The sequence below is a fragment of the Pseudonocardia sp. WMMC193 genome, assembly GCF_021728735.1.
Lineage (GTDB): Bacteria > Actinomycetota > Actinomycetes > Mycobacteriales > Pseudonocardiaceae > Pseudonocardia > Pseudonocardia oroxyli.
On the sequence record NZ_JAKKDO010000003.1, the window covers coordinates 5,148,717 to 5,169,106 of the forward strand.

The following is a 20,390-nucleotide window of genomic DNA, read 5'->3' on the forward strand; positions in this document are numbered from 1 at the left end:
CCCGAGGAGAGAGATGACGAGCAGCCACGACCGCTACCGGGCGGCCCGCGATCACCTGCTGACCCTGCGAGACGACCACGACAAGGCCGTCGCCGAGTTCGCGTGGCCGACGTTCGACGCTCCGTTCAACTGGGCGCACGACTGGTTCGACGTCGTCGCGGACGGCGTCGACCGGACCGCCCTGACCATCGCGGAGGAGGACGGCACGGTCGCCTCCTACGGCTTCGACACGCTGCGCAGGCGTTCGAACCAGGTGGCGCGCCTGCTCGCCGACCAGGGTGTGCGGACCGGGGACAGCGTGCTGCTGATGCTCGGCAACCAGGTCGAGCTCTGGGAGTCGATGCTGGCGGTGATGAAGCTGGGCGCGGTGATCATGCCGACGACCACCGCCCTCGGGGCCGCGGACCTGCCGGACCGGGTCACGCGCGGCGGGGCCCGCTACGTGATCGCCGGCGCCGCGGACGCGCCGAAGTTCGCCGGGATCGACGGCCTGACCGGGATCGTCGTCGGCGGGGAGGCGCCGGGCTGGTCGCCCTACGCCGACGCGGCGGCCCGGTCCGACGCCCCCCTCCCGCACCCGGGGACGGCGGCCGAGGACCGGCTGCTGCTCTACTTCACCTCCGGCACCACGAGCAGGCCGAAGCTGGTGGAGCACACCCAGCAGTCCTACCCGGTGGGGCACCTGTCCACGCTGTACTGGCTCGGGATCCGGCCGGGCGACACGCACCTGAACATCAGCTCGCCGGGGTGGGCCAAGCACGCGTGGAGCTGCTTCTTCGCGCCGTGGATCGCCGAGGCGTCGATCTTCGTGCACAACTACGCGCGCTTCGACGCGGCGACCCTGCTGCGGAGCATCCGCGAGCACGGCGTCACGACCTTCTGCGCCCCGCCCACCGTGTGGCGGATGCTGATCAAGGCCGACCTGTCCGGCGGTCCGGGCGCGCTGCGCGAGGTGATCGCGGCGGGCGAGCCGCTCAACCCGGAGGTGATCGCGCAGGTGCGGCGGGCGTGGGGGCTCACCCTGCGCGACGGGTTCGGGCAGACCGAGACCACGGCGTCGGTCGGGAACACCCCGGGCTCGGTGGTGAAGCCGGGCTCGATGGGCAGGCCGCTGCCGGGCGTGCCGGTGGTGCTCGTCGACCCGGTGACCGGGCGGCCGAGCGACCTCGAAGGCGAGATCTGCCTCGACCTCGCCCGGGCCCCGCTCTCCCTGATGACCGGGTACCTCGGCGATCCGGAGAAGCAGGCCGAGGCGACCGAGGGCGGCTACTACCACACCGGTGACGTCGCGACCCGGGACGGCGACGGGTACCTGTTCTACGTCGGGCGCACCGACGACGTGTTCAAGGCGTCGGACTACAAGGTCTCCCCGTTCGAGCTGGAGAGCGTGCTCATCGAGCACCCGGCGGTGACCGAGGCCGCGGTGGTCCCGGCCCCGGACCCGGTGCGGCTGGCCGTGCCGAAGGCCTACGTCGCGCTGGCGCCGGGCTGGGAGCCGACCCGGGAGACGGCGTTGGAGATCCTCCGGCACGCCCGCGAGAACCTGGCCCCGTACCTGCGGGTGCGCAGGCTGGAGTTCTTCGACCTGCCCAAGACGGTCTCGGGCAAGATCCGCCGGGTCGAGCTGCGGGCCCGCGAGGAGGCAGGCGAGACCACCGGGACCGAGTGGCGGGACGACCAGTTCCCCGAGCTCACCCGGCGAGCGGCGCCGTGAGCGACCCCGCCCGGAACAGCGGACGCCCTAGTGCCCGCGGGGTCGCAGCCCGGCGAGCAGCAGGGTGACGACGTCGTCCGCCTCGGTCCGCCAGTGGGGGCGGTCGTGGGCGGCTCCGATGCCGTGCAAGGCCATCATGATCGCCCCCGCGCCCACGTCGTCGCGGACCTCGCCGGCCTGCACCGCGGCGGCGACCAGGTCGGTCACGGCCTGCTCCAGCGCGCGGCCGCCCTCGGCCTGCGCCCCCGCGGCGTTCGTCATCAGGGTGGCGAGCGTGCGGGCCAGGCCCTGGTGGGAGTCCAGGTAGTCGACCATGCCGCGGAGGAAGGTCGCCAGCGCGTCCGCGGGGGGAAGGGTGTCCCCGAGCCGACGGGCGCGGTCGCACAACGCGGCGACCTCCTCCCGGTACACGGCCTCGGCGAGTGCCTCTCGGGTGGGGAAGTGCCGGTAGAGGGTGCCGGTGCCCACGCCCGCGAGGGCGGCGAAGTCGTCGAAGCGCAGGTCGAAGAAGCGTCCGGTGTCGAAGACCTCCCGCGCGGTGGCGACCAGGGCGTCGCGGTTGCGCCGGGCGTCGGCGCGGAGCGGTTTGGCGGCCACGGGGCACTCCTTTGACAAGTGGAGATCGTCTCCATATTCTCGAATCGGAGATGGTCTCCAGATCATGCCCGGTTCCGAGGTGCTGCGTGAAGGTTCTGATGGTCGGGCGAGGCGTGATCGCCACCCTCTACGGCTGGGCCCTGGAACGCGCGGGCCATGACGTCGAGTTCTACGTCCGGCCCGGTCGCGCGGCGGAGTACGGCGCCACGACGGGCCTCGACCTGCTCGACGCGCGACGGCGGCCCTGGGGGCGGCGCGTCGTCGAGCAGTGGCCGGTGCGCCTCCGGGAGGAGCTGTCGGCCGACCACGGGTTCGACCTGATCGTGCTGAGCGTTCCGCACCATCGGCTCGAGGAGGCGGTGTCCTTCCTGGCCCCGCGGATCGGGAACGCGACGGTGCTGGTGTTCGGCAACGTCTGGGTGGAGCCGGCGGAGGCGCTCGGCGCCCTCCCGCCCGAGCAGCTGGCGTGGGGCTTCCCGCAGGCGGGCGGCGGCTTCGGGGAGGACGGAGTGCTGCACGGCGCACTGCTGCCGTCGGTCGTCCTCGGCACCTTCGGGACGCCGCCGACCGAACGGGAGCAGGCGGTCCGCCGCCTGTTCCGCGAGGCCGGGTTCGGGGTCCGCGAGCAGCCCGACCTCCGCGGGTGGCTGCTGGTCCACTTCGTGTCGGACGCCGGCCTGCTCTCCCAGGGCCTCCGGCGGGGATCCCTGGCCGACATGGTCGGGTCCTCCGCCGACCTGCGCGAGGCACTGCTGACGGTCCGCGAGCTCCTGCCGCTGCTCGAGGCGCGCGGTGTCGACCTGCGTCGACACCGCGCAGGCCTCCTCCCGTTCCGCGCGCCCAGCCGGCTCGTGGCCCGGGTGCTGTCCCTGCTGATCGCGCACGTCCCGCTCGCGCGCGCCAGCTTCGCGGCCCATTCCGATCCCGATGCCCGGGAGCCGCGCGAGATCTGCCGCGACGTCCTGGCCGACGCACGTCGGCGGGGGATCCCGGTGCCTCGCCTGGAGGCCTCCGAACCGCTCTACGCCGGCACCGGATGATCAGTGATGTGCGGCGGCCACCGCGGCGAGGTCGTCGAGGACCCGGAGGGTCTCGTCCTCGGGGAGGGTCTCGAGCATGAGGGTGACCTCGTCGACCCCCGCCTCGGCGTAACCGCGCAGCGAGTCAGGCTTGGTCCCGGCGGCGAACACCGTGAAGGGCACGTCGTGGCGGCCCTGCTCCTTCAGCCACTCCCGCACCTCCACGATGCGTTCGGGTGAGGTGTGGGAGCGGGGCAGCCAGGCGTCCCCGAGGGCGGCGAGCCGGCGCAGCGCGGCCGGGCTCTCCCCGCCGAGGTAGATCGGCGGGTGCGGCTGCTGCACGGGCTTGGGCCACGAGTAGAGCGGGTCGAAGTCGACGTGCTCGCCGTGGAACTCGGCCCGCTCGGTCGTCCAGATCTCCTTGAGCGCCCGGAGCTGCTCGTCCATCAGCGCGCCTCGCGTGGAGGGGTCCGTGCCGTGGTTGCGCATCTCCTCGCGGTTCCAGCCGACGCCCACCCCGAAGGCCGTCCGGCCCCGGGACACGAGATCGAGGCTGGCGACCTGCTTGGCCGTGTGGATGACGTCCCGCTGGGGGAGCAGGGCGATGCCGGTGCCGAGGACCAGGCGCGAGGTCACCGCGGCGGCCGCGGTCAGGGCGACGAAGGGGTCCAGGGTGCGGTAGTACTTCCGCGGGAGCTCCCCACCGCCGGGGTAGGGGGACTCGCGACCGGCCGGGATGTGCGAGTGCTCGGCGATGAACAGCGAGCTGAACCCGCGCTCCTCGAGCGCGCGCCCCAGCGTGTCCGGCCTGATGCCCTCGTCGGTGATGAATGTGGCGATCCCGAACTTCATCCCTCCGTCTTACCTCCTGCGCCCCGACGGCGAGACCCGAGGCCCGGGTGAATGTTGGTGCCCCTGGTCCTATCGCCGTCCCGGCCCGATGACCATGCTCGATCCGGGTGGGGACTCTGCGGTGAGGAGCGGGTATGTGTCGCTGGTTGGGGTACGTCGGAAGCCCGATCGAACCGCGTGAGCTGCTCTACGACCCGGAGCGCTCGCTGATCGAGCAGAGCAGGCGGCACGCGCCGGCGATGTCGGTCCCGAACGGGGACGGGTTCGGGTTGGGCTGGTACGGCCGTCGTGAGGTCCCGGCGGTGTTCCACAGCGCCACGCCGGCCTGGGGGGACCGCAATCTGCACACACTGGCGTCGGAGATCTCGTCGCCGCTGTTCCTCGCCCACGTCCGCGCGGCGACCGGGACGCCGGTGCAGGAGACCAACTGTCATCCCTTCGCCCACGGGCGCTGGCTGTTCGTGCACAACGGCTACGTCGCGGAGTACGACCGGCTGCGCCGGGACATGATGCTGGCGGTCCGGCCGGACCTGTTCCCGGAGATCCGCGGCACCACGGACTCGGAGCTGATGTTCCACCTGGCTCTCACGTTCGGGTTGGAGGAGGACCCGCTCGGCGGGCTCGCACGGATGGCGGGGTTCGTGGAGGCGCTGGGTGCCGCGGCGGGTGTGGCCGAGCCGCTGCAGATGACGGTGGGGGTCACCGACGGAAAGCGCCTGTACGCCGCGCGCTACGCCACCGGCCCGGTGGTCAACTCGCTCTACTACAGCGCGGACATGGAGTCGCTGCGGCAGCTGTACCCCGTGGAGGAGCGGTTCGCCCACTTCGGCCCGGAGGCGCGAGCCGTCGTCTCCGAGCCGCTCGTCGCGTTGCCCGGGCTGTGGCACGAGGTGCCTGCGGGATCGGCGTTGACCGTCGAGAAGGGCCGGGTCACCCACGCCCCGTTCGTCCCCCTGCCGCCCGACTGACCCGGGCGGCGGGGTGCGGGGCACGGCAGCTTCGCCGCCAGGACGTCCAGCTGCACGATGTCCGGGGCCTTCGCGAACAGCTCGTCGGCCCGCTCCCCGAGCGCCTGGCCGACCCTGCCCTGCAGGTGGGCGGTGCGGCCCGCGTCGTCGGGGAAGAAGTCGACGATCGCGTACGTCGTCGGTCCGAGCTTGACGGCGAACCAGGGCATGGTGGCCGGCTCCTCGTCGACCAGCGAGCGACCGACGTTGAGGAACTCCTCGACGGCCGCCTCCTTGCCCGGCTGCGCCTCCAGCGTCACCCACAGTCCCTTTGCGACCGACATGGTTCTCTCCTCGGGTTCGTCCGACCTGTGGTTCGCGATCTCTGTGCCCGTCAGCGTCGGGGGCACGGGCGGTCGTCGCCTCCGCCTGCCGGGTCGGATCTCGAGGGCGGGATTGGGCCTGCCGGGCCGGGTGGGCGCCGCGGTCTTCCCGGCTGCGGCGCGCCGGGAACGCAGTAGCCTCCATCCGAGGGACGGGCGGGGGGCTCCGCAATGGGCGATCGGCAGGAGCTGGGCGCGCTGCGGGCTCAGCTGTCGAGCATCTCCGACATGTTCGCCCTCGTGATGATCATGTTCGACAGCGCCGACGAGGCGGAGATCCTGCGGCTGGCGCTCAGCTCGGTGGCCACGCTGGGCCCGTTCCGGGCGGAGGGCGCCCACCTCGCGCGTCGCGAGACCCCCGACGGCGACGACGAGCTGAGCGCCCGACTGCGGACGCTCGCCGGCGCGGGCGGGTCCGTGGCCGTGGACGACCGGCCGTGGTCGTGGGCCTTCCCGATGCGGGCGGTCGGCAGCCACGCCGGGTACCTCGTGGTGTCGGCGGGTGCCGAACCGCCCGCCGACAAGCGGTCCCTGCTGTCCACGTTGGCCCAGCTGACGGGTGCGGCGCTGGTCAGCGCGGGTCTGCACCGCCGGGAGCGGGACGCGTCCACCGCGCTGAGCGCACTCAACACCCGCCTCGAAGGCACCAACGAGCAGCTCACCGCGGCGGTGACCGACCTGGAGTGGCGCGACCGGATCCACCAGTCGCTCATGCGGGTCGCGGCCTCCGGGACCGGTCCGGCGGGGATCGCCGCCGGGGTCCACCAGCTGACCGGCATGGCGGTCGCGGTGGAGGACCCGTTCGGCAACCTCGTGGCCTGGGCCGGACCGGACCGCCCGCACCCCTACCCCCGCCCGCGCCGGGGTGCGCGGGCGGAGCTGTTGTCCGCGATCCGGCGGAGCGGGCGGGCCGTGCGCAGCCGCGACCGGGTGCTGGCCGTCGCCCAACCCCGTGACGAGGTGCTCGGCGTGCTCAGCCTCGTGGACCCGGGCCGCCGTGCGGGCGACCGCGAGCTGTTCGCCCTGGAGCACGGGGCCCTCGTGCTCGCGACCGAGCTGGCCCACCAGCGCGGGCTCGCCGAGACCGAACTGCGCCTGCGCCGAGATCTCGGCGAGGACCTCATCACCGGGACCGACGACGTCAGCGCGCGGGCGCGGTCCCTGGCGCTCGGGCACGACCTGCACCCGCCCCATCAGGTGCTCGTCGCCCGGTGGGCGGACGTGGCGCAGGACGAGGAGATCGTCGCGGCCCTGGGCACGGCGGCGACGCGGGTCCTGGGGGCGGAGCCGCTCACGGCCCGGCGCGGGGGTGCCGTGGTGCTGGTCGTCCCCCAGCCGGACCCGGCCGCACGGATGCCCTGGGGCGAGCTGCACCGCGCCGCCGCGTCCCTGCTGCGGTCGCCGAACGGGTCGATCGGGGTGGGCAGGCCGCGCGCGCTGCCCTCGGAGCTGCCGCAGTCCCTCGTCGAGGGCGAGCGTGCGCTGGAGGTCCGGTTGGCGTCGGCGACGACCGGTGGCGTCACCACGTTCGAGGAGCTGGGCATCTACCGGCTCCTCGCGGCGGGCGCGGGGGACGAGGTGGGCGGCTTCGTCCGGGAGTGGCTCGGCCCGCTCATCGACTACGACGCCGCGAACCGCTCCGCACTCGTCACCACGCTCTGGCAGTACTACGAGTGCGGCGGCAACTACGACGCGACCGCGCGCGCCCTGACGATCCACCGCAGCACCCTGCGCTACCGCCTGCAGCGGATCCGCGAGCTGAGCGGCCACGACCTGCGGGACGTCGAGAGCAGGCTGAACCTGCACGTCGCCGCGCGGGCCTGGCAGATCCTGCGGCCCCCGTCCTGACCTGCCCGAACCGGGCACGTGGTGGGTCAGGTCCTGCGCAGACCGAGGTAGTCCGGGTGGGCCGGTGCGGCACGTCCGGCTCAGAGCGCGAGCAGCGCCTGTTCGACGACCTCCGTGAGCGCCGGGTGGATGTAGACGACGTCCCGGGCGATCCGGTCGACGGTCTGTCCGCAGGCGAGAGCCTGGAGGAGGGGCTGGATCAGGGTCGCGGCCATCGGTCCGATGACGTGCGCCCCGAGCAGCAGCCGCTCCCGGGGGTCCGCGAGCAGCTTCACGAAGCTCGTCGTGTCCTCCAGGGCCCATCCGTAGGCGGTGTCGGCGTAGTCGCGAACGCTGACGACGTGGCGGATCCCGCGTGCGCGGGCCTCCTGCTCGGTGAGCCCGACACTCGCGATCTGGGGATCGGCGAAGACCGCGTGCGGAACGGGCGCCGCGGAGGCGGTGATCAGGTCGTCGGGGTGGAGGATGTTGTGCCGCACGACGCGGACCTCCGCGTTGGCGCGGTGCTTGAGCTGGAAGTGGTTGGTCGCGTCGCCGAGGGTCCACACCCCGGGGACCGAGGTGCGGAACGAGGCGTCGGCGGCGATGTGGCCGTGCTCGTCGAGGTCGAGGCCGCCCGCAGTGGCGTCGAGCAGGTCGGCGTTCGAGCGGCGTCCCGTGGCCACGAGCAGCGCGGCGGCCTCGACGGTCTCGGTCGGCCCGGTCCCGCCGTCGGCGGCCACCTGCACGGCGACGCCGCCCGGCCGGGCCTCGACCGCCTGCGCCCGGTGGCCGAGCAGGAGCCGGTGCCGCTGCGCGACGATCTCGGTGAACCGCTGGGAGACCTGCTCGTCCTCCGCCATCAGCAGGCGCGGACCCTGCTGGACGATCGTCACACGGGACCCGAACGCGCCGAACACGTGGCCGAGTTCCGCCGCGATGAATCCGCCGCCGATGACGACGAGGGACTCGGGCACCCCGTCGATGCGCATGATCGTGTCGGAGGTGTGGAAGGCGACGTCGGAGAGCCCCGGGATCGGCGGGACGACCGGACGGCTGCCCGTGGCCACCACCATCGTGTCGGCGGTGATCGTCTCACCGCCGACCTCGAGGACCCGTGGCGCGACGAACCTCGCCGGTTCGGTGTAGACGTCGGTCCCCGTGTCGCGTCGATAGCGCACGGCGCTCTCGTGGAGGGGGTCGATCCGGCCGAACACCCGGTCCCGGATCGCGGGCCAGTCGACGTGGTCGAGCCGGGCGTGGACGCCCAGCCGCGCCGCCGCCCCGACGCCCGTCGCCGCGTCCGCCGCGACGACGAACATCTTCGACGGGATGCAGCCGCGATTGAGGCAGGTGCCACCGAACCGGTCCTGCTCGACGACCGCCGTCCGCCACTCGGCGAACTCCGGGCCCACCAGGACGTTGCCGCTTCCCGCGCCGATCACGACGAGGTCGTAGTGCTTCACGGTGCTCCCTCTCCACTGTCGGCACCGAGTGGGTGCCGGAGCTGACGGTCGAGGACGTTGCGCCACAGCCGCCGCAGACTGTCGACGCCCCCCGCCGTCGAGCTCCACAGGGTCGCGTCGGTGACGAGCAGGTCGCCCGCGAAGACCCCGGGTCGTGACTGCAGCATCGCGTCGAAGGTCGTGCGTCCGCCACGGCAGAACTCGTGCGGGGCCGCCGAGGCGTCGATGCGCTGGCGGGCCAGCACGTCGAGTCTGGCGACCGCCTCCCCGGACCGCTCCAGGTGCGGCAGGTGCCGGTGCAGGTTGAACGTCGACACACCGCGCAGCAGACCGGCCCGGTCGACCTCCGGCACCGGCAGGATCGGCGCGGGCGTGCCGTCGGGCGCCGCGGCCGGGCGGAGCCCGAAGCGGTTCCGCACCGGCACCCCGAGCCCGGCGAGCAGGGAGCGCGCGAACCCGCCGAACCCCTGCCGCGGCGGGATCGTCGCGTCGCCGTGGTGGCGGAACTCGGCCTCCCGGTCCCGGCGCAGCGGGTCGCCCGCCCCGTCGACGGGCGCGCTGTCCCCACCGTCGCCGATGTCGTGGTGCGGCGACACCACGAGCAGGTTCCCGGGAGTCGCCAGGAACGACCGGACCGCGAGCAGCTCGGCGCGCGTGGCCGACTGCCGGGTGCGCAGCGAGTCGAAGCTGACGACGACGACCGTGTCGGCCGCCCCCAGCAGGTCCTGGTCGAGCGCGGTCGAGACGCCGCCGCCGTCGACGCGCTCGACCTCGGGCACCGGGACGCCGGTCGACTGCGCCGCCTCCGCGACGAACGCCGCGAAGTTCGGCGTGAGCACGTGGTCGAGGAAGCCACCGATGCCCTGGTCGACCCGCTCGGGGTCGGCGAGCTCCTGCCACTGCGGAAACAGCATCCGCCTGCTCTCGAACAGGGCCGGGAACCGGTCTTCGATCACCGCGTGCGGGGCTCCGGCCTCGGCCGGGCGGTTCCAGGCGTAGTAGACGAGGACACGGTGCCCGACCATCCCCACTCCCGCGATCGCGTCCGGCTCAGGCGATCGCCGACACCGCGGCGAGCACGGCCTCGACGACGGCCCCCGGGCGCGCGGCGGGCACGTCGTGACCGGAGTCGGCCTCGACGACGTGCGCACCCGCCCGCTCCGCGAGGAAGCGCTGCAACTCGGTCGGCACCGCGTTGTCGGCCGTCGCGACGACCTGCCACGCCGGGAGGGCGCGCCGCGGGGCCTTCGTCAGGATCCCCCCGAGTGCCTCGTTCGTGATCGGGCGCTGCGCCAGGGCCGCTACGGCGACCGCCTCGGCGTCGAGCCCGCCCGCGTAGACCTCGCCGAACCGGTCCGCCCGGAGGTAGAGGTCGGTGTGCCCGTCCGCGGTCGGCCGGGCGACGAGGTTGTCCGGTGTGAGCTGGGATCCGGGGAACTTCCCGTTCAGCTCACCCGAGCTCTCACCCACCGTCGGGATGAACGCGGCCACGTACACCAGCGCTGCGACGCCGTCGCTCTCCGCCGCCGCCCGGGTGATGACCGACCCCGCGTAGGAGTGCCCGACCAGCACGACCGGGCCCTCGATCGTGGCCAGCACACTCGCCACGTACGTCCCGTCCGCCTCGAGGTCGCGCAGCGGGTTCGCCACCGCGAGCACGGACAGGCCCCGCGCGGTCAGCGCGCTGCCGACCGCGGCCCAGCTCGTCGAGTCGGCGAAGGCACCGTGGACCAGCACCACCGTCGGGCCGGGCAGGCCGGCCGCGGACTCGTCGGACGCACCCATGTGATGGCTCCTGTCGTCGGGGGGCACGAGCAGCTCGTATCCCGGTGCCCTCACCCTCGCCGGTGCGACGGCCCGGCCGCCAATGCCGATCTCCGACAGTCTGATGCCGAAACGGCATCACCGTCCCGCGCGTCGAGGCGTAGGGTCCGCTGGTGGACCTCGACCTCAAGAGGATCAGGTACTTCGTCGCGGTCGCCGAACAGCTGAGCTTCGCCCGCGCCGCGGCCGAGCTCCACATCACCCAGCCCGCGCTCAGCCGTCAGATCCAGGCGCTCGAGCGGGAGCTCGGCACCCCTTTGCTCGTCCGCGACCGGCGCGGCATCGCCGCCCTCACCGGTCCCGGACGCCAGCTCCTGGAGGACGCCCAGGCGCTCCTGTCCGCCGGGGCGGCGCTGGAGCGGCGGGTGCGGGCCGCGGCGAAGTCCCCGACCATGTTCACGATCGGTTTCATGCCCGGGGTTCCCTCCACCGAGATCGTCGCGAAGTTCGTCGCCGAGGAGCCCGAGCTGTCGATCGACGTCGTGTACGTGCCGATGGACGACCAGGAGCCCTACCTGCTCGACGGCCGCGTGGACGTCAGCTTCGTCCGGCTCCCCCTGCGTTCCGCGGGGCTCGAGGCGATCCCGCTCTTCCCGGAGCCGAGGGTGGCGCTGGTGCCTGCCGGGCTGCACCAGGTGGTCGCCCCGGCGCTCCGCCTCGAGGAGCTGCGGCCGCTCGCCCTCCTCGACGAGCCCACCTCACTGCCGGGCTGGCGAGGGGAGCGGGTCCTCCGCCGCAGGCCGCTCCTCCACGTGGAGGAGCGTGTCGAGGCGGTCGCCGCGGGCGCAGGCTTCTGCGTCCTTCCCGAGGGGATCGCCCGCTACCACCACCGGACCGACATCGCGGTCGTCGTGCTCACCGACGTCCCGCCCGTCACCGTCGCGCTCGGGTACTCGTCCCACCGCACCATGCCCGCGATCGACTCCTTCGCCCGCCTGGCCCGCCAGCACCTCGGTGCGGGGTCCTGACGACTACTCCGCGGCGGCCACGGGCCGCGCGACGTCGGCGTCGGAGGTCTCGTAGAGGTCGCGGCGGAAGCGCTCCTTGATCGTCACCACCGCGACGAAGGTGACGACGGCCGTGGCGACGATGTACAGCGCGACCGACCAGGACGCGCCGGTGCCCGCGAGCAGCGCGGTCATGATGAACGGGGCCAGGCCGCCCGCGAAGACCGAGGCGAACTGGTAGCCCAGTGAGGCGCCGGAGTAGCGGACGTCCGCCGGGAACATCTCGGCGTACAGGGTGGCCTGCGGGCCGTACATCGTCGCGTGGATCGTGAACCCGATCAGCAGGGCGAGGAACACCAGCACCACCGAACCGGTGTCGACCAGCCAGAACATCGGGAAGGCCCACACCGCCATCAGCACGGTCCCGGTGAGGTAGAGCTTCTTGCGGCTCCCCATGCGGTCGGTCAGCGCGCCGAAGAAGGGCATCGAGACGACCTGGGTCAGGCCGGCGCCCATGACGCACCACAGGATCGCGGAGCGGGACATCCCGACCTGGGTGGTGGCGTAGTTGAGCATGCCGCTGATCAGGATGTAGAAGGTCGCGTTGACGACGAAGAACGCGCCCGCGGCCTGCAGGATCTGGCGCCAGTAGTGCCGGACGGCCTGGACCAGCGGGGCCTTGCGCAGCCCGGCCTCGCGCTTGGACTCCGCCGAGCGCTGCTGCAGCTCGCGGAAGACCGGGGTGTCCTCGATCTTCAGCTGCACGTAGGTGCCGATCAGGACCAGGACCAGTCCGGAGAGGAAGGGGACGCGCCATCCCCAGGAGGCGAACTGCTCCTCGGACAGCGTGGTGGTCAGCAGCAGGAAGAAGAGGTTGCCCGCGACCGCCCCCGCGATGGCCCCGGTCTGCACGAGCGAGCCGTAGAACCCGCGCCGCTCGATCGGAGCGTGCTCGGTGAGCAGGAGTGCGGCCCCGCCCCACTGGGCGCCGACGCCCAGACCCTGGACCAGGCGGGCGACGACCAGCAGGATCGGGGCCCAGACGCCGATGGTCCCGTACCCGGGCAGGATGCCGATGGCGAAGGTGGCGACGCCCATCAGCAGCATGGCGGCGACCAGCGGCGGCTTGCGCCCGAAGCGGTCGCCGACGTGTCCGGCGATGATGCCGCCGAGCGGCCGCGCGACGAAGCCGACGGCGAACGTGGCGAACGAGGCCAGGGTGCCTGCCACCGGGCTGACCGACGGGAAGAACTGGTGTCCGAACACCAGGGCCGCGGCCGTGGCGTAGATGAGGAAGTCGAACCACTCGAGCGCGGTGGCGAAGACCGCCGCGGCGGCGAGCCTGCCCATGTTCTCGGGGGGTGCGTGCTGGTCCATCGGAGTCCACCTCCAGGCCGCAGCGGTGCGGCCGCGCTGGTGTCGGACGGGGAGGTGCCCGACACTGGGTACGAACGATCGTTCGCAAAAGTTAGCTCCCTGGCTCACGGAGGGCAAGGGGGTTCCGCACACTTCCCGGCGGCGACCCGTCGGGGCGCGCACTCATCGCGCGAGCGGCGTCTCGAGCAGGGCGAGGGCGTAGCGCGCGTATTGCTCGGCGAGCTGTCCGCGGCTCAGCGGCCCGTCCGGGCGGTGCCAGTGCGCGATCGCCGCGACGGCGCCGAGGATCGCGCGGGCCGCGTCGGTGGCGTACGGCGTGCGGAACGCGCCGTCGGCCACGCCCTGGGCGACGATGCGCTCGAACGCCTCCTGGGTGGCGTCCCGGTCCGCCACCAGGGCGGCCCGGTCCTGCGGGTCCAGGTAGCGGAGTTCGTTGGTCGCCAGCAGGGTCGCCGTCCGGTGGTCGACGACGAACCCGACGTGCGCGCGGACCGCCTCGCGCAGCCGGGACGGGGCGTCGTCCCCGGCGAGCTCGACGGCGGCCAGGACGCGACCGCGCAGCTCGGCGTTGGCGTGGCGCAGGGCCTCGGCCAGGAGCTTCGACTTCGACGGGAAGTAGTTGTAGAGGTTCGACAGGCTGGTGTCGGCGCCCCGTGCGACGTCTCGCATCGAGGCGCCGTTGAAGCCCTGCGAGCCGAACGCCTGGATCGCGGCGTTGAGGATCGCGGCTTCGTTCCGCCGCCCCGTGTCGGTGACGAGAGCGCCAGAACGGTTGTTCATGTCGGGCAGGGTAGCGCACCGTCTCTCGAATGAGCCGACCTTGACAGACGGGTGGGCGGATGATTCCGTGAGGCGTGTAAGAACGTTCGTTCGTGTGGCCGGTGCCACCGGCGAGCCCGTCGGAGAGGACGGTCAATGGTCAGCAGCACCACCGAGGCCCCCCGGGAGGCGTCGAGCTCCGCACCACGGCCGGAGGCGCCCTATTTCGAGGACTTCGAGGTGGGGTGGGTGTACACCGGTCCCGCGCGGACCTTCTCCGCCGCCGTGGTGGCCGCGTTCGCCGAGGTCAGCGGGGACCAGGCCGCGTTGCACACCGATGGCGGCCCGTCCGGGGACGGCCGCCCGGTGGTGCACGGCCCGCTGGGCCTGGCCGGCTTCTTCGGCTGGCACCACGACCGCGGCCTGTCGGCGCACGTCGAGGCCGCGTTCGACACGCACTGGGACTTCGTGGCCCCGGTCCACGTGGGCGACTCCGTCACCTACGAGATGACGGTGACCCGCACCCGTCGCACGTCGGCGCTGCGCAACGGCGTCGTCGGCAGGCACGTGGTGGTCCGCAACCAGCACGGCGAGACCGTGCAGGTGGGCCGCACCGCCGCGCTGGTGACGGCGCGGGACGCCGTGGACGACCGGGCCGCCCGGCTCGGCCGGGCCTTCCCGTCGGTGGAGTGGGTGCGGGCGCTGGCGACCCGGCTCGGCGACTCGGCCGCGTTCACCCGGGCGACGAGCACCTGGGACGGCACGATCGGCCTGCGCTTCGGCGGTGACCCGGTGCTGCTGCGCGTCTACCGTGGACGGGTGCTGGAGGCGGGGACCCGGACCCCGGACGGGCCGACGTTCGTGCTCTCCGCGCCGGACGTGGTGTGGGCCGGACTGCTGACCGGCCCGCGGAACGACTTCACCCGGCGGACCCTGCGGGACGAGTTCGAGGTCGAGGGCAGTGCCTACGAGTACCTGCGGCTGACCGCGGCGATCGTCGCGCTGGTCGACGAGGCCCGGGCGTTCGCCCGGACGGAGGGGACACGATGAGGGCCGACTACGTCGAGGTGGGCGGGACCCGCGCTTTCGTGCTCGAGGAGGGCGAGGGCCAGCCGGTGCTGTGCCTGCACACCGCGGGCCAGAACGGTGTGCAGTGGCGGGAGGTCCAGCCGCGGCTCGCCGAGCTGGGCTACCGCGTGGTGGTCCCGGACCTGCCCGGGCACGGTCGCTCGGAGCCCGCCGCCGGCGGCCCGGTGCGGGACCTGGGCGTCTACGCGCAGTGGTGCGAGGAGCTGATGGACCGGCTCGGGATGGACCGGCCCTTCGTGGTCGGCTGCTCCATCGGCGGGGCGATCACCCTGCAGCTGGCGGTGCGCCGCGGTGCGCGCCTGGCAGGCGCCGTCGCGATGGCGGCGCACGGCGGCACCGACTCCGCCATGCTGAGCGTGCGCGGGCTGGAGCGGGAGCTGGTCGACTCGGCCGCGCCCAGCCGCTCGGACCGGACCTACTTCGGCACGCTCGCCGTCGTCGGGCGGCGGGTGGCGGCCGAGCGGGCGGAGCTGATCGCGCGCATGCACCGCCGCGAGGACCCCGAGATCTCCACCAGCGACCTCATCGGCTGGGCCACCCACGACGTGCTGGCGACGCTCGACGGCGTGGCCTGCCCGACCCACCTCGTCGTCGGGGACGACGACCTGTGGCTCGACCCCGCGGACGTCCGCCGCGCCGCCGATCTCATCCCGGACTCCCGCTACACCCTGCTGGAGGGCATCGGGCACTACCCGATGGAGGAGGTCGAGGGCTTCGCGGACGTCCTGCACGGCTGGCTCGGTGAGCTGGGCGCCCGCGAGAGCCGGGGTGCCGCATGACCGGCCGCACGACCACCCTGGCCGACCTGCTGGCCGACACCGCCGCGGCCGCCCCGGAGAGCACCGTGGTCATCGACGGCGGGCCCGCGCCGCGCCGCGTCACCCGGGCGGAGCTGGTCGCGCGCGTCCTCACGTTGCGCGAGGACCTGCGGGCCCACGGCGTGGGCGAGGGCGACTGCGTGGGCGTGTGGCTGCCGAACTGGTCCGAGTCGCTGGCGGCGCAGTTCGCCGCGGCCGCGCTCGGCGCCCACGTCATCGGCATCAACACCCGCTACGGCGTGGCGGACGTCGCGCACGTCCTGGACCGGGCCCGGCCGCGGGTGGTGCTGATCGCCCACGACTTCCTCGGCCTGGACCTGCGCGCGCGGCTGCGCGAGGCGGTCGCCGAGGCGGACGTGCCCGCGCCCGGCATCGCCGTCGTGACCGGACCCGGCCGTCCACCCGCGGACGAGGCCGCCGCCGCGACCTACGACGTCGGCGCCGGGGCCTGGGTGCCGAGCCCGCCGTCGGGCGCGGCCGACCCGCAGGCGCTGCGCGGCACCCGGGACGCCCTCGCTGTGGCGTTCACGACCTCCGGCTCGACCGGGATGCCGAAGCTCGCCGCCCACCTCGGCAGCGGCGTGGCCACCCACGCCCGGAACGTCGCCGCCGCGGGCGGCTGGGACGCGGAGTCGGTCAGCCTGGTCGTGCTGCCGCTGTCCGGGGTCTTCGGCTACGTCCCGGCGCTCGCGGCGATCGCCGCCGGCGGCGCGGCGCTGCTGGAGCCGACGTTCGACGACGACCTGGTCGTGGCCCACATGGGCGAGTTCGGGGTGACGCACCTGGCCAGCGCGGACGACGTGGCCGGGCGGCTGATGGAGAGCCACCGCGCCCACGGCGGCGACCTGTCCGCGTGGCGCCGCCTGCTCATCGGGGACTTCTACGGCAAGTCCCTCCAGGTCGCGGAGTGGGCCGAGAAGGAGACCGACACCCCGACCATGGGGATCTTCGGCTCCAGCGAGCTGTTCTCGCTGCTGTCGTTCTGGCAGGAGCACGACCCGGCGCCCGCGCGCTGGCGGGCGGGTGGTCGACCCGTGTCCCCGGACATCGAGGTGCGCGCCGTCGACCCCGTCACGGGCGGGCCGCCGCCCGAGGGCGAGCCCGGTGAGCTGCAGTTCCGCGGCTACGCCGTGGTCGACGGCTACCTCGGTGACACCGACGGTGCGATCCGCGCGCGCTCGTTCACCGAGGACGGCTGGTTCCGCTCCGGCGACCTGGGCACGGTCCACCCGGACGGCGCGTTCGACTACGCGGGCCGGATGGGCGACTCGTTCCGGCTGCGCGGCTTCCTCGTGGAGCCCGCCGAGATCGAGATCCGCCTGGCCGAGCACCCGGACGTGGCCCGGAGCAAGGTCGTCGGCGTCACGGTGGACGGGGACACCAAGGCCGTCGCGTTCGTCGAGGCCGTGCCCGGCACCACCCCGGACCCGGCCGCGCTGCGGGCCTGGTGTGCCGAGGCCCTCGCGAAGTTCAAGGTGCCCGATTCCGTGCACCTCGTCGAGCAGATGCCGACCACCGTCGGCACCAACGGTTCCAAGATCAAGGCCGCCGCGCTGCGCGAGCTCGCGGCGCGCCTGTACAGCACGGAGGTCCCGAAGTGAGCCCGTCCGACGTGGTCGTCTGCGACCCGGTGCGCACGCCGGTCGGCGTCGACGGCGGGGTGTTCGCCACCCTGACCGCCGCGGACCTGGCCACCCAGGCCCTGCAGGGGCTGATCGCCCGGACCGGGCTGGGGGAGGGCGACGTCGACGACGTCGTGCTCGGCTACTGCTACCCGACGAGCGAGGCGCCCGCCATCGGCCGGGTCGCCGCGCTGAACGCGGGGCTCGGCGTCGGCGTGGCCGGCATGCAGCTCGACCGCCGCTGCGGCTCCGGGCTGCAGGCCGTCCTGCAGGCGGCGCTCACCGTCGGGCAGGGCTGGGCGGACCTGGTCGTCGCAGGCGGCGTCGAGGCGATGAGCCAGGCCGAGTACTACGCGCTGGGCCTGCAGAAGGGCGTCCGCGGCGACGAGCTGCGGATGGTCAACCGGATCACCCGGGGCCGCACCACCGCGGGCGGGGTGAACTTCCCGGTCCCCGGCGGCATGCTCGAGACCGCCGAGAACCTGCGCGCCGAGTACGCGATCAGCCGCACCGAGCAGGACGAGTTCGCGCTCCGGTCGCAGGAGAAGGCCGTCGCGGCGACGAAGGAGGGCCGGTTCGCCGAGGAGATCGTGCCGGTCACGGTGCCCGGGACCCGCCGCACGCCGGAGACCGTGGTGACCCTCGACGAGCACCCGCGCGCCGGTCTCACCCTGGACGACCTGGCGCGGCTGCGGCCGGTCCGCCGCCACGAGGACCCGGACGCCACGGTGACCGCGGGCAACGCCTGCGGGCAGAGCGACGGCGCGTCGGTCTGTGTGGTGACCACCGCCGCGCGGGCGGCCGAGCTGGGCCTCACCCCGTTCCTCCGCATCGTGACCTCCGCGCTGGCCGGGGTGCCGCCGCGGACGATGGGGATCGGCCCGGTCCCCGCGGTCGCCAAGGCGCTCCAGCGCGCCGAGCTGGGATGGGCGGACATCGACCTGATCGAGGTCAACGAGGCGTTCGCGGCCCAGGTCATCGCCTGCCTGCGGGAATGGGGCCTGCCCTCGGACGAGCCGCGGCTCAACGTGAACGGCTCGGGGATCTCCCTCGGTCACCCCGCGGGCGCCACCGGCTGCCGGATCCTCACCACCCTGGCGTACGAGATGCGCCGCCGCGGGAGCCGCTACGGCCTGGAGACGATGTGCATGGGCGGCGGCCAGGGCCTCGCCGCGATCGTCGAGCTCGTCGCGTGAGGGTCCTCTGGGTCCTCGCCCATCCCGAGCCCCGCTCGCTGAACGGTGCGCTGAAGGACGCGGGCGTCGCCGCGCTCGAGCAGGCCGGGCACGAGGTCGTCGTCTCCGACCTGCACGCCATGGCCTGGAACCCGGTGGTCACGGCGGCGGACTACGGCCACGACCCGGACGAGCGGTTCCGGGTCGGGCCGGTGTCGGCGCAGGCCTACGCCGCCGGGGCGCTGAGCGCGGACGTGCGCGTCGAGCAGGACAAGGTCGCGGCCGCCGACACGCTCGTCGTCCAGTTCCCGCTGTGGTGGTACGGCATGCCCGCGATCCTCAAGGGCTGGTTCGACCGCGTGTTCCTCAAGGGCTTCGCCTACGGCGTCACCGATCCCGACCATCCCGGCCGCACGCTGCGCTACGGCGAGGGCCCGCTCGCCGGCAAGCGGGCCCTCGTCCTGACCACCGTCGGCGGGCGCGGACCGGACCTCGGACCCCGCGGCGTCCACGGACACCTCGACGAGCTGCTCTTCCCCCTCCAGCACGGCACCCTGTTCTACGTGGGCTACGAGGTCCTGCCGCCCGTCGTCGTCACGGGCGCGAACCGGGTGTCCGACGAGGAGTTCGCCACGGCCGCGAAGGAGGTCTGCGAGCGGGTGCTCGCCATCCCGCACACGGCCCCGCTCCCGTTCCGCAGGCAGAACGGCGGGGACTACGACGACGACCTCGTCCTGCGCGACCACCTCGCCCCCGGCCGGGCCGGGCTCGGCATCCACCTGCGCGATCGACCCACGGAGACGGAGAGATGACCGAACCGTTCCTCACCGAGGACCGCCTGGCGATCCAGGCGATGGCCCGCGACTTCGCGATGAAGGAGGTCCTGCCCGTCGCCAACGAGCTCGACCCCCGGCATGGCGAGATCCCGATGGCCCTGCGGGAGAAGATGGCCGAGCTGGGCTTCTTCGGCATCCTCATCCCGGAGGAGTACGGCGGGCTCGGCCTGGGCCTGTCCGAGTACGCGATCATCGTCGAGGAGCTGGCCCGCGCCTGGATGAGTGTGGCCAGCCTGATCGCCCGCGGGCAGCAGTTCACCGCCGGCTTCGACGCCGACCAGCGCGCCCGCTACCTGCCCGCGATGGCGCGCGGCGAGTTCCTCAGCGCGTTCGCGCTGTCCGAGGCCGAGGCGGGGTCGGACGTCGCGAACCTGAGCTGTCGCGCCGTCCCGGACGGCGAGGGCTGGCGGATCACCGGCCAGAAGATGTGGTGCACCTTCGCCGACGGCTCGGACTACCTGCAGGTCTTCGCGCGGACCGAGCCCGCGGACCCGGCCCACCGCTCCCGCGGGGTGACCTGTTTCCTGATGCCGAAGCAGCGGGGCACCCTGCCCGAGGGCGTCACCGGCACCCCGGTCCGCAAGATCGGCTACCACGGCTGGAAGACCTGGGAGCTCGCCTTCGACGGCGCCTACGCGAGCGAGATCGTCGGCGAGCCGGGCAAGGGCTTCCGGATCGCCATGGGCGACCTGGACACCGCCCGCATCCACACCGCGGCCCGCGCGATCGGGCTGGCCCGCGGGGCGCTGGAGGACTCGATCGCCTACGTCGGCGAGCGGGTCCAGTTCGGCCGTCCGATCGGCGTCAACCAGGGGCTGCGGTTCAAGATCGCGGACATGGCGGCGCAGGTCGAGGCCGCGCGGGCCCTGATGTACCAGGTGTGCACCGCGGTCGACGCCGGGCAGCCCAGCCCGACGCAGGCCTCGATGGTCAAGCTCGTGGCCTCCGAGATGGCCGAGCGGGTGACCAGCGAGGGCCTGCAGATCCACGGCGGCGCCGGCTACACCACCGACTTCCCGGCCGAACGCTACTGGCGGGACGCCCGGCTCACCAAGATCTTCGAAGGGACCTCCGAGATCCAGCTGCGCATCATCTCCGACGCCCTGCTGGGCCGGGCCGACCGCGCCTGAGGCCGGCC

Annotated in this window: 18 protein-coding genes; 11 read left to right on the forward strand and 7 right to left on the reverse strand. The window is 73.6% G+C overall.

Annotation, left to right across the window (positions count from 1 at the left end; genetic code table 11):
* Positions 1-13 precede the first annotated feature (13 nt).
* Positions 14-1,714, forward strand: a complete 1,701-nt coding sequence (locus L3X23_RS26485) for an AMP-binding protein (RefSeq protein ID WP_237195464.1) — start codon at positions 14-16, stop codon at positions 1,712-1,714.
* Positions 1,715-1,741: 27 nt separating this feature from the next.
* On the opposite strand, the gene L3X23_RS26490 is transcribed toward L3X23_RS26485, so the two are convergent.
* Complete coding sequence (locus L3X23_RS26490) at positions 1,742-2,311, reverse strand: TetR/AcrR family transcriptional regulator (RefSeq protein WP_237195465.1); 570 nt, start codon at positions 2,309-2,311, stop codon at positions 1,742-1,744.
* Positions 2,312-2,397: 86 nt separating this feature from the next.
* On the opposite strand from L3X23_RS26490, the gene L3X23_RS26495 reads away from it, so the two are divergent.
* Positions 2,398-3,351 carry a ketopantoate reductase family protein gene (locus L3X23_RS26495; protein ID WP_237195466.1) on the forward strand — a complete coding sequence of 318 codons (954 nt, stop codon included), beginning with the start codon at positions 2,398-2,400 and terminating at the stop codon, positions 3,349-3,351.
* Here L3X23_RS26495 and L3X23_RS26500 read toward each other — a convergent pair whose 3' ends face one another.
* Entirely contained in the window at positions 3,352-4,182 is an 831-nt protein-coding gene (locus tag L3X23_RS26500; RefSeq protein ID WP_237195467.1) for an LLM class F420-dependent oxidoreductase, read from the reverse strand.
* Between the two features lie 134 nt (positions 4,183-4,316).
* Between L3X23_RS26500 and L3X23_RS26505 the strand changes: the two genes are divergently transcribed.
* Both L3X23_RS26505 and L3X23_RS26510 read left to right on the forward strand, forming a co-directional pair.
* The gene (locus L3X23_RS26505; protein WP_237195468.1) at positions 4,317-5,150 is read left to right on the forward strand and encodes a class II glutamine amidotransferase; all 834 of its coding nucleotides are present in this window, start codon (positions 4,317-4,319) and stop codon (positions 5,148-5,150) included.
* Positions 5,151-5,683: 533 nt separating this feature from the next.
* On the forward strand, positions 5,684-7,360 hold the full coding sequence (locus L3X23_RS26510; protein WP_237195470.1) for a CdaR family transcriptional regulator: 1,677 nt from the start codon (positions 5,684-5,686) through the stop codon (positions 7,358-7,360).
* Positions 7,361-7,440: 80 nt separating this feature from the next.
* Here the strand turns inward: L3X23_RS26510 and L3X23_RS26515 are convergent, their stop codons facing one another.
* The 3 genes from L3X23_RS26515 to L3X23_RS26525 are packed head-to-tail and all read right to left on the reverse strand — an operon-like array spanning position 7,441 to position 10,590.
* A complete protein-coding gene (locus L3X23_RS26515) occupies positions 7,441-8,805 on the reverse strand; it encodes a mycothione reductase (protein ID WP_237195472.1) in 1,365 nt (454 codons plus the stop codon).
* Positions 8,802-9,830: a hypothetical protein gene (locus tag L3X23_RS26520; RefSeq protein WP_237195473.1), complete on the reverse strand. Its 1,029-nt coding sequence runs from the start codon at positions 9,828-9,830 to the stop codon at positions 8,802-8,804. Before L3X23_RS26520 ends, L3X23_RS26515 begins: the two co-directional genes overlap by 4 nt.
* Before the next feature lie 25 nt (positions 9,831-9,855).
* Complete coding sequence (locus L3X23_RS26525) at positions 9,856-10,590, reverse strand: alpha/beta fold hydrolase (RefSeq protein ID WP_237195474.1); 735 nt, start codon at positions 10,588-10,590, stop codon at positions 9,856-9,858.
* 152 nt (positions 10,591-10,742) lie between these two features.
* On the opposite strand from L3X23_RS26525, the gene L3X23_RS26530 reads away from it, so the two are divergent.
* The gene (locus L3X23_RS26530; RefSeq protein WP_237195475.1) at positions 10,743-11,597 is read left to right on the forward strand and encodes a LysR family transcriptional regulator; all 855 of its coding nucleotides are present in this window, start codon (positions 10,743-10,745) and stop codon (positions 11,595-11,597) included.
* Positions 11,598-11,600: 3 nt separating this feature from the next.
* Here the strand turns inward: L3X23_RS26530 and L3X23_RS26535 are convergent, their stop codons facing one another.
* Both L3X23_RS26535 and L3X23_RS26540 read right to left on the reverse strand, forming a co-directional pair.
* Positions 11,601-12,953, reverse strand: a complete 1,353-nt coding sequence (locus L3X23_RS26535) for an MFS transporter (RefSeq protein ID WP_237195476.1) — start codon at positions 12,951-12,953, stop codon at positions 11,601-11,603.
* 162 nt (positions 12,954-13,115) lie between these two features.
* Positions 13,116-13,733 (reverse strand): TetR/AcrR family transcriptional regulator, encoded by a 618-nt coding sequence (locus L3X23_RS26540; RefSeq protein WP_237195477.1) that lies wholly within the window; start codon positions 13,731-13,733, stop codon positions 13,116-13,118.
* A 135-nt stretch (positions 13,734-13,868) separates the two neighbouring features.
* Here L3X23_RS26540 and L3X23_RS26545 point away from each other — a divergent pair, with 135 nt between their 5' ends.
* Genes L3X23_RS26545 through L3X23_RS26570 form a run of 6 tightly spaced genes read left to right on the forward strand, consistent with a single transcriptional unit; the run spans position 13,869 to position 20,382 of the window.
* Positions 13,869-14,762 (forward strand): MaoC/PaaZ C-terminal domain-containing protein, encoded by an 894-nt coding sequence (locus L3X23_RS26545; protein ID WP_237195478.1) that lies wholly within the window; start codon positions 13,869-13,871, stop codon positions 14,760-14,762.
* A complete protein-coding gene (locus L3X23_RS26550) occupies positions 14,759-15,580 on the forward strand; it encodes an alpha/beta fold hydrolase (protein ID WP_093085186.1) in 822 nt (273 codons plus the stop codon). Before L3X23_RS26545 ends, L3X23_RS26550 begins: the two co-directional genes overlap by 4 nt.
* The gene (locus L3X23_RS26555) at positions 15,577-17,220 is read left to right on the forward strand and encodes an AMP-binding protein (protein ID WP_237195479.1); all 1,644 of its coding nucleotides are present in this window, start codon (positions 15,577-15,579) and stop codon (positions 17,218-17,220) included. The genes L3X23_RS26550 and L3X23_RS26555 overlap by 4 nt, the downstream gene beginning before the upstream one ends.
* Positions 17,217-18,437: an acetyl-CoA C-acetyltransferase gene (locus tag L3X23_RS26560; RefSeq protein ID WP_237195481.1), complete on the forward strand. Its 1,221-nt coding sequence runs from the start codon at positions 17,217-17,219 to the stop codon at positions 18,435-18,437. The genes L3X23_RS26555 and L3X23_RS26560 overlap by 4 nt, the downstream gene beginning before the upstream one ends.
* Positions 18,434-19,228: an NAD(P)H-dependent oxidoreductase gene (locus tag L3X23_RS26565; RefSeq protein ID WP_237195484.1), complete on the forward strand. Its 795-nt coding sequence runs from the start codon at positions 18,434-18,436 to the stop codon at positions 19,226-19,228. Before L3X23_RS26560 ends, L3X23_RS26565 begins: the two co-directional genes overlap by 4 nt.
* A complete protein-coding gene (locus L3X23_RS26570) occupies positions 19,225-20,382 on the forward strand; it encodes an acyl-CoA dehydrogenase family protein (RefSeq protein ID WP_237195486.1) in 1,158 nt (385 codons plus the stop codon). Before L3X23_RS26565 ends, L3X23_RS26570 begins: the two co-directional genes overlap by 4 nt.
* Positions 20,383-20,390 lie beyond the last annotated feature (8 nt).

What these genes read in the sequence shown, in the direction of transcription:
- L3X23_RS26570 (WP_237195486.1), top strand. Translation starts at nt 19,225, where the DNA reads ATGACCGAACCGTTCCTCACCGAGGACCGCCTGGCGATCCAGGCGATG.
- L3X23_RS26500 (WP_237195467.1), bottom strand. Translation starts at nt 4,182, where the DNA reads ATGAAGTTCGGGATCGCCACATTCATCACCGACGAGGGCATCAGGCCG.
- L3X23_RS26540 (WP_237195477.1), bottom strand. Translation starts at nt 13,733, where the DNA reads ATGAACAACCGTTCTGGCGCTCTCGTCACCGACACGGGGCGGCGGAAC.
- L3X23_RS26545 (WP_237195478.1), top strand. Translation starts at nt 13,869, where the DNA reads ATGGTCAGCAGCACCACCGAGGCCCCCCGGGAGGCGTCGAGCTCCGCA.
- L3X23_RS26505 (WP_237195468.1), top strand. Translation starts at nt 4,317, where the DNA reads ATGTGTCGCTGGTTGGGGTACGTCGGAAGCCCGATCGAACCGCGTGAG.
- L3X23_RS26510 (WP_237195470.1), top strand. Translation starts at nt 5,684, where the DNA reads ATGGGCGATCGGCAGGAGCTGGGCGCGCTGCGGGCTCAGCTGTCGAGC.
- L3X23_RS26555 (WP_237195479.1), top strand. Translation starts at nt 15,577, where the DNA reads ATGACCGGCCGCACGACCACCCTGGCCGACCTGCTGGCCGACACCGCC.
- L3X23_RS26520 (WP_237195473.1), bottom strand. Translation starts at nt 9,830, where the DNA reads ATGGTCGGGCACCGTGTCCTCGTCTACTACGCCTGGAACCGCCCGGCC.
- L3X23_RS26485 (WP_237195464.1), top strand. Translation starts at nt 14, where the DNA reads ATGACGAGCAGCCACGACCGCTACCGGGCGGCCCGCGATCACCTGCTG.
- L3X23_RS26535 (WP_237195476.1), bottom strand. Translation starts at nt 12,953, where the DNA reads ATGGACCAGCACGCACCCCCCGAGAACATGGGCAGGCTCGCCGCCGCG.
- L3X23_RS26550 (WP_093085186.1), top strand. Translation starts at nt 14,759, where the DNA reads ATGAGGGCCGACTACGTCGAGGTGGGCGGGACCCGCGCTTTCGTGCTC.
- L3X23_RS26525 (WP_237195474.1), bottom strand. Translation starts at nt 10,590, where the DNA reads ATGGGTGCGTCCGACGAGTCCGCGGCCGGCCTGCCCGGCCCGACGGTG.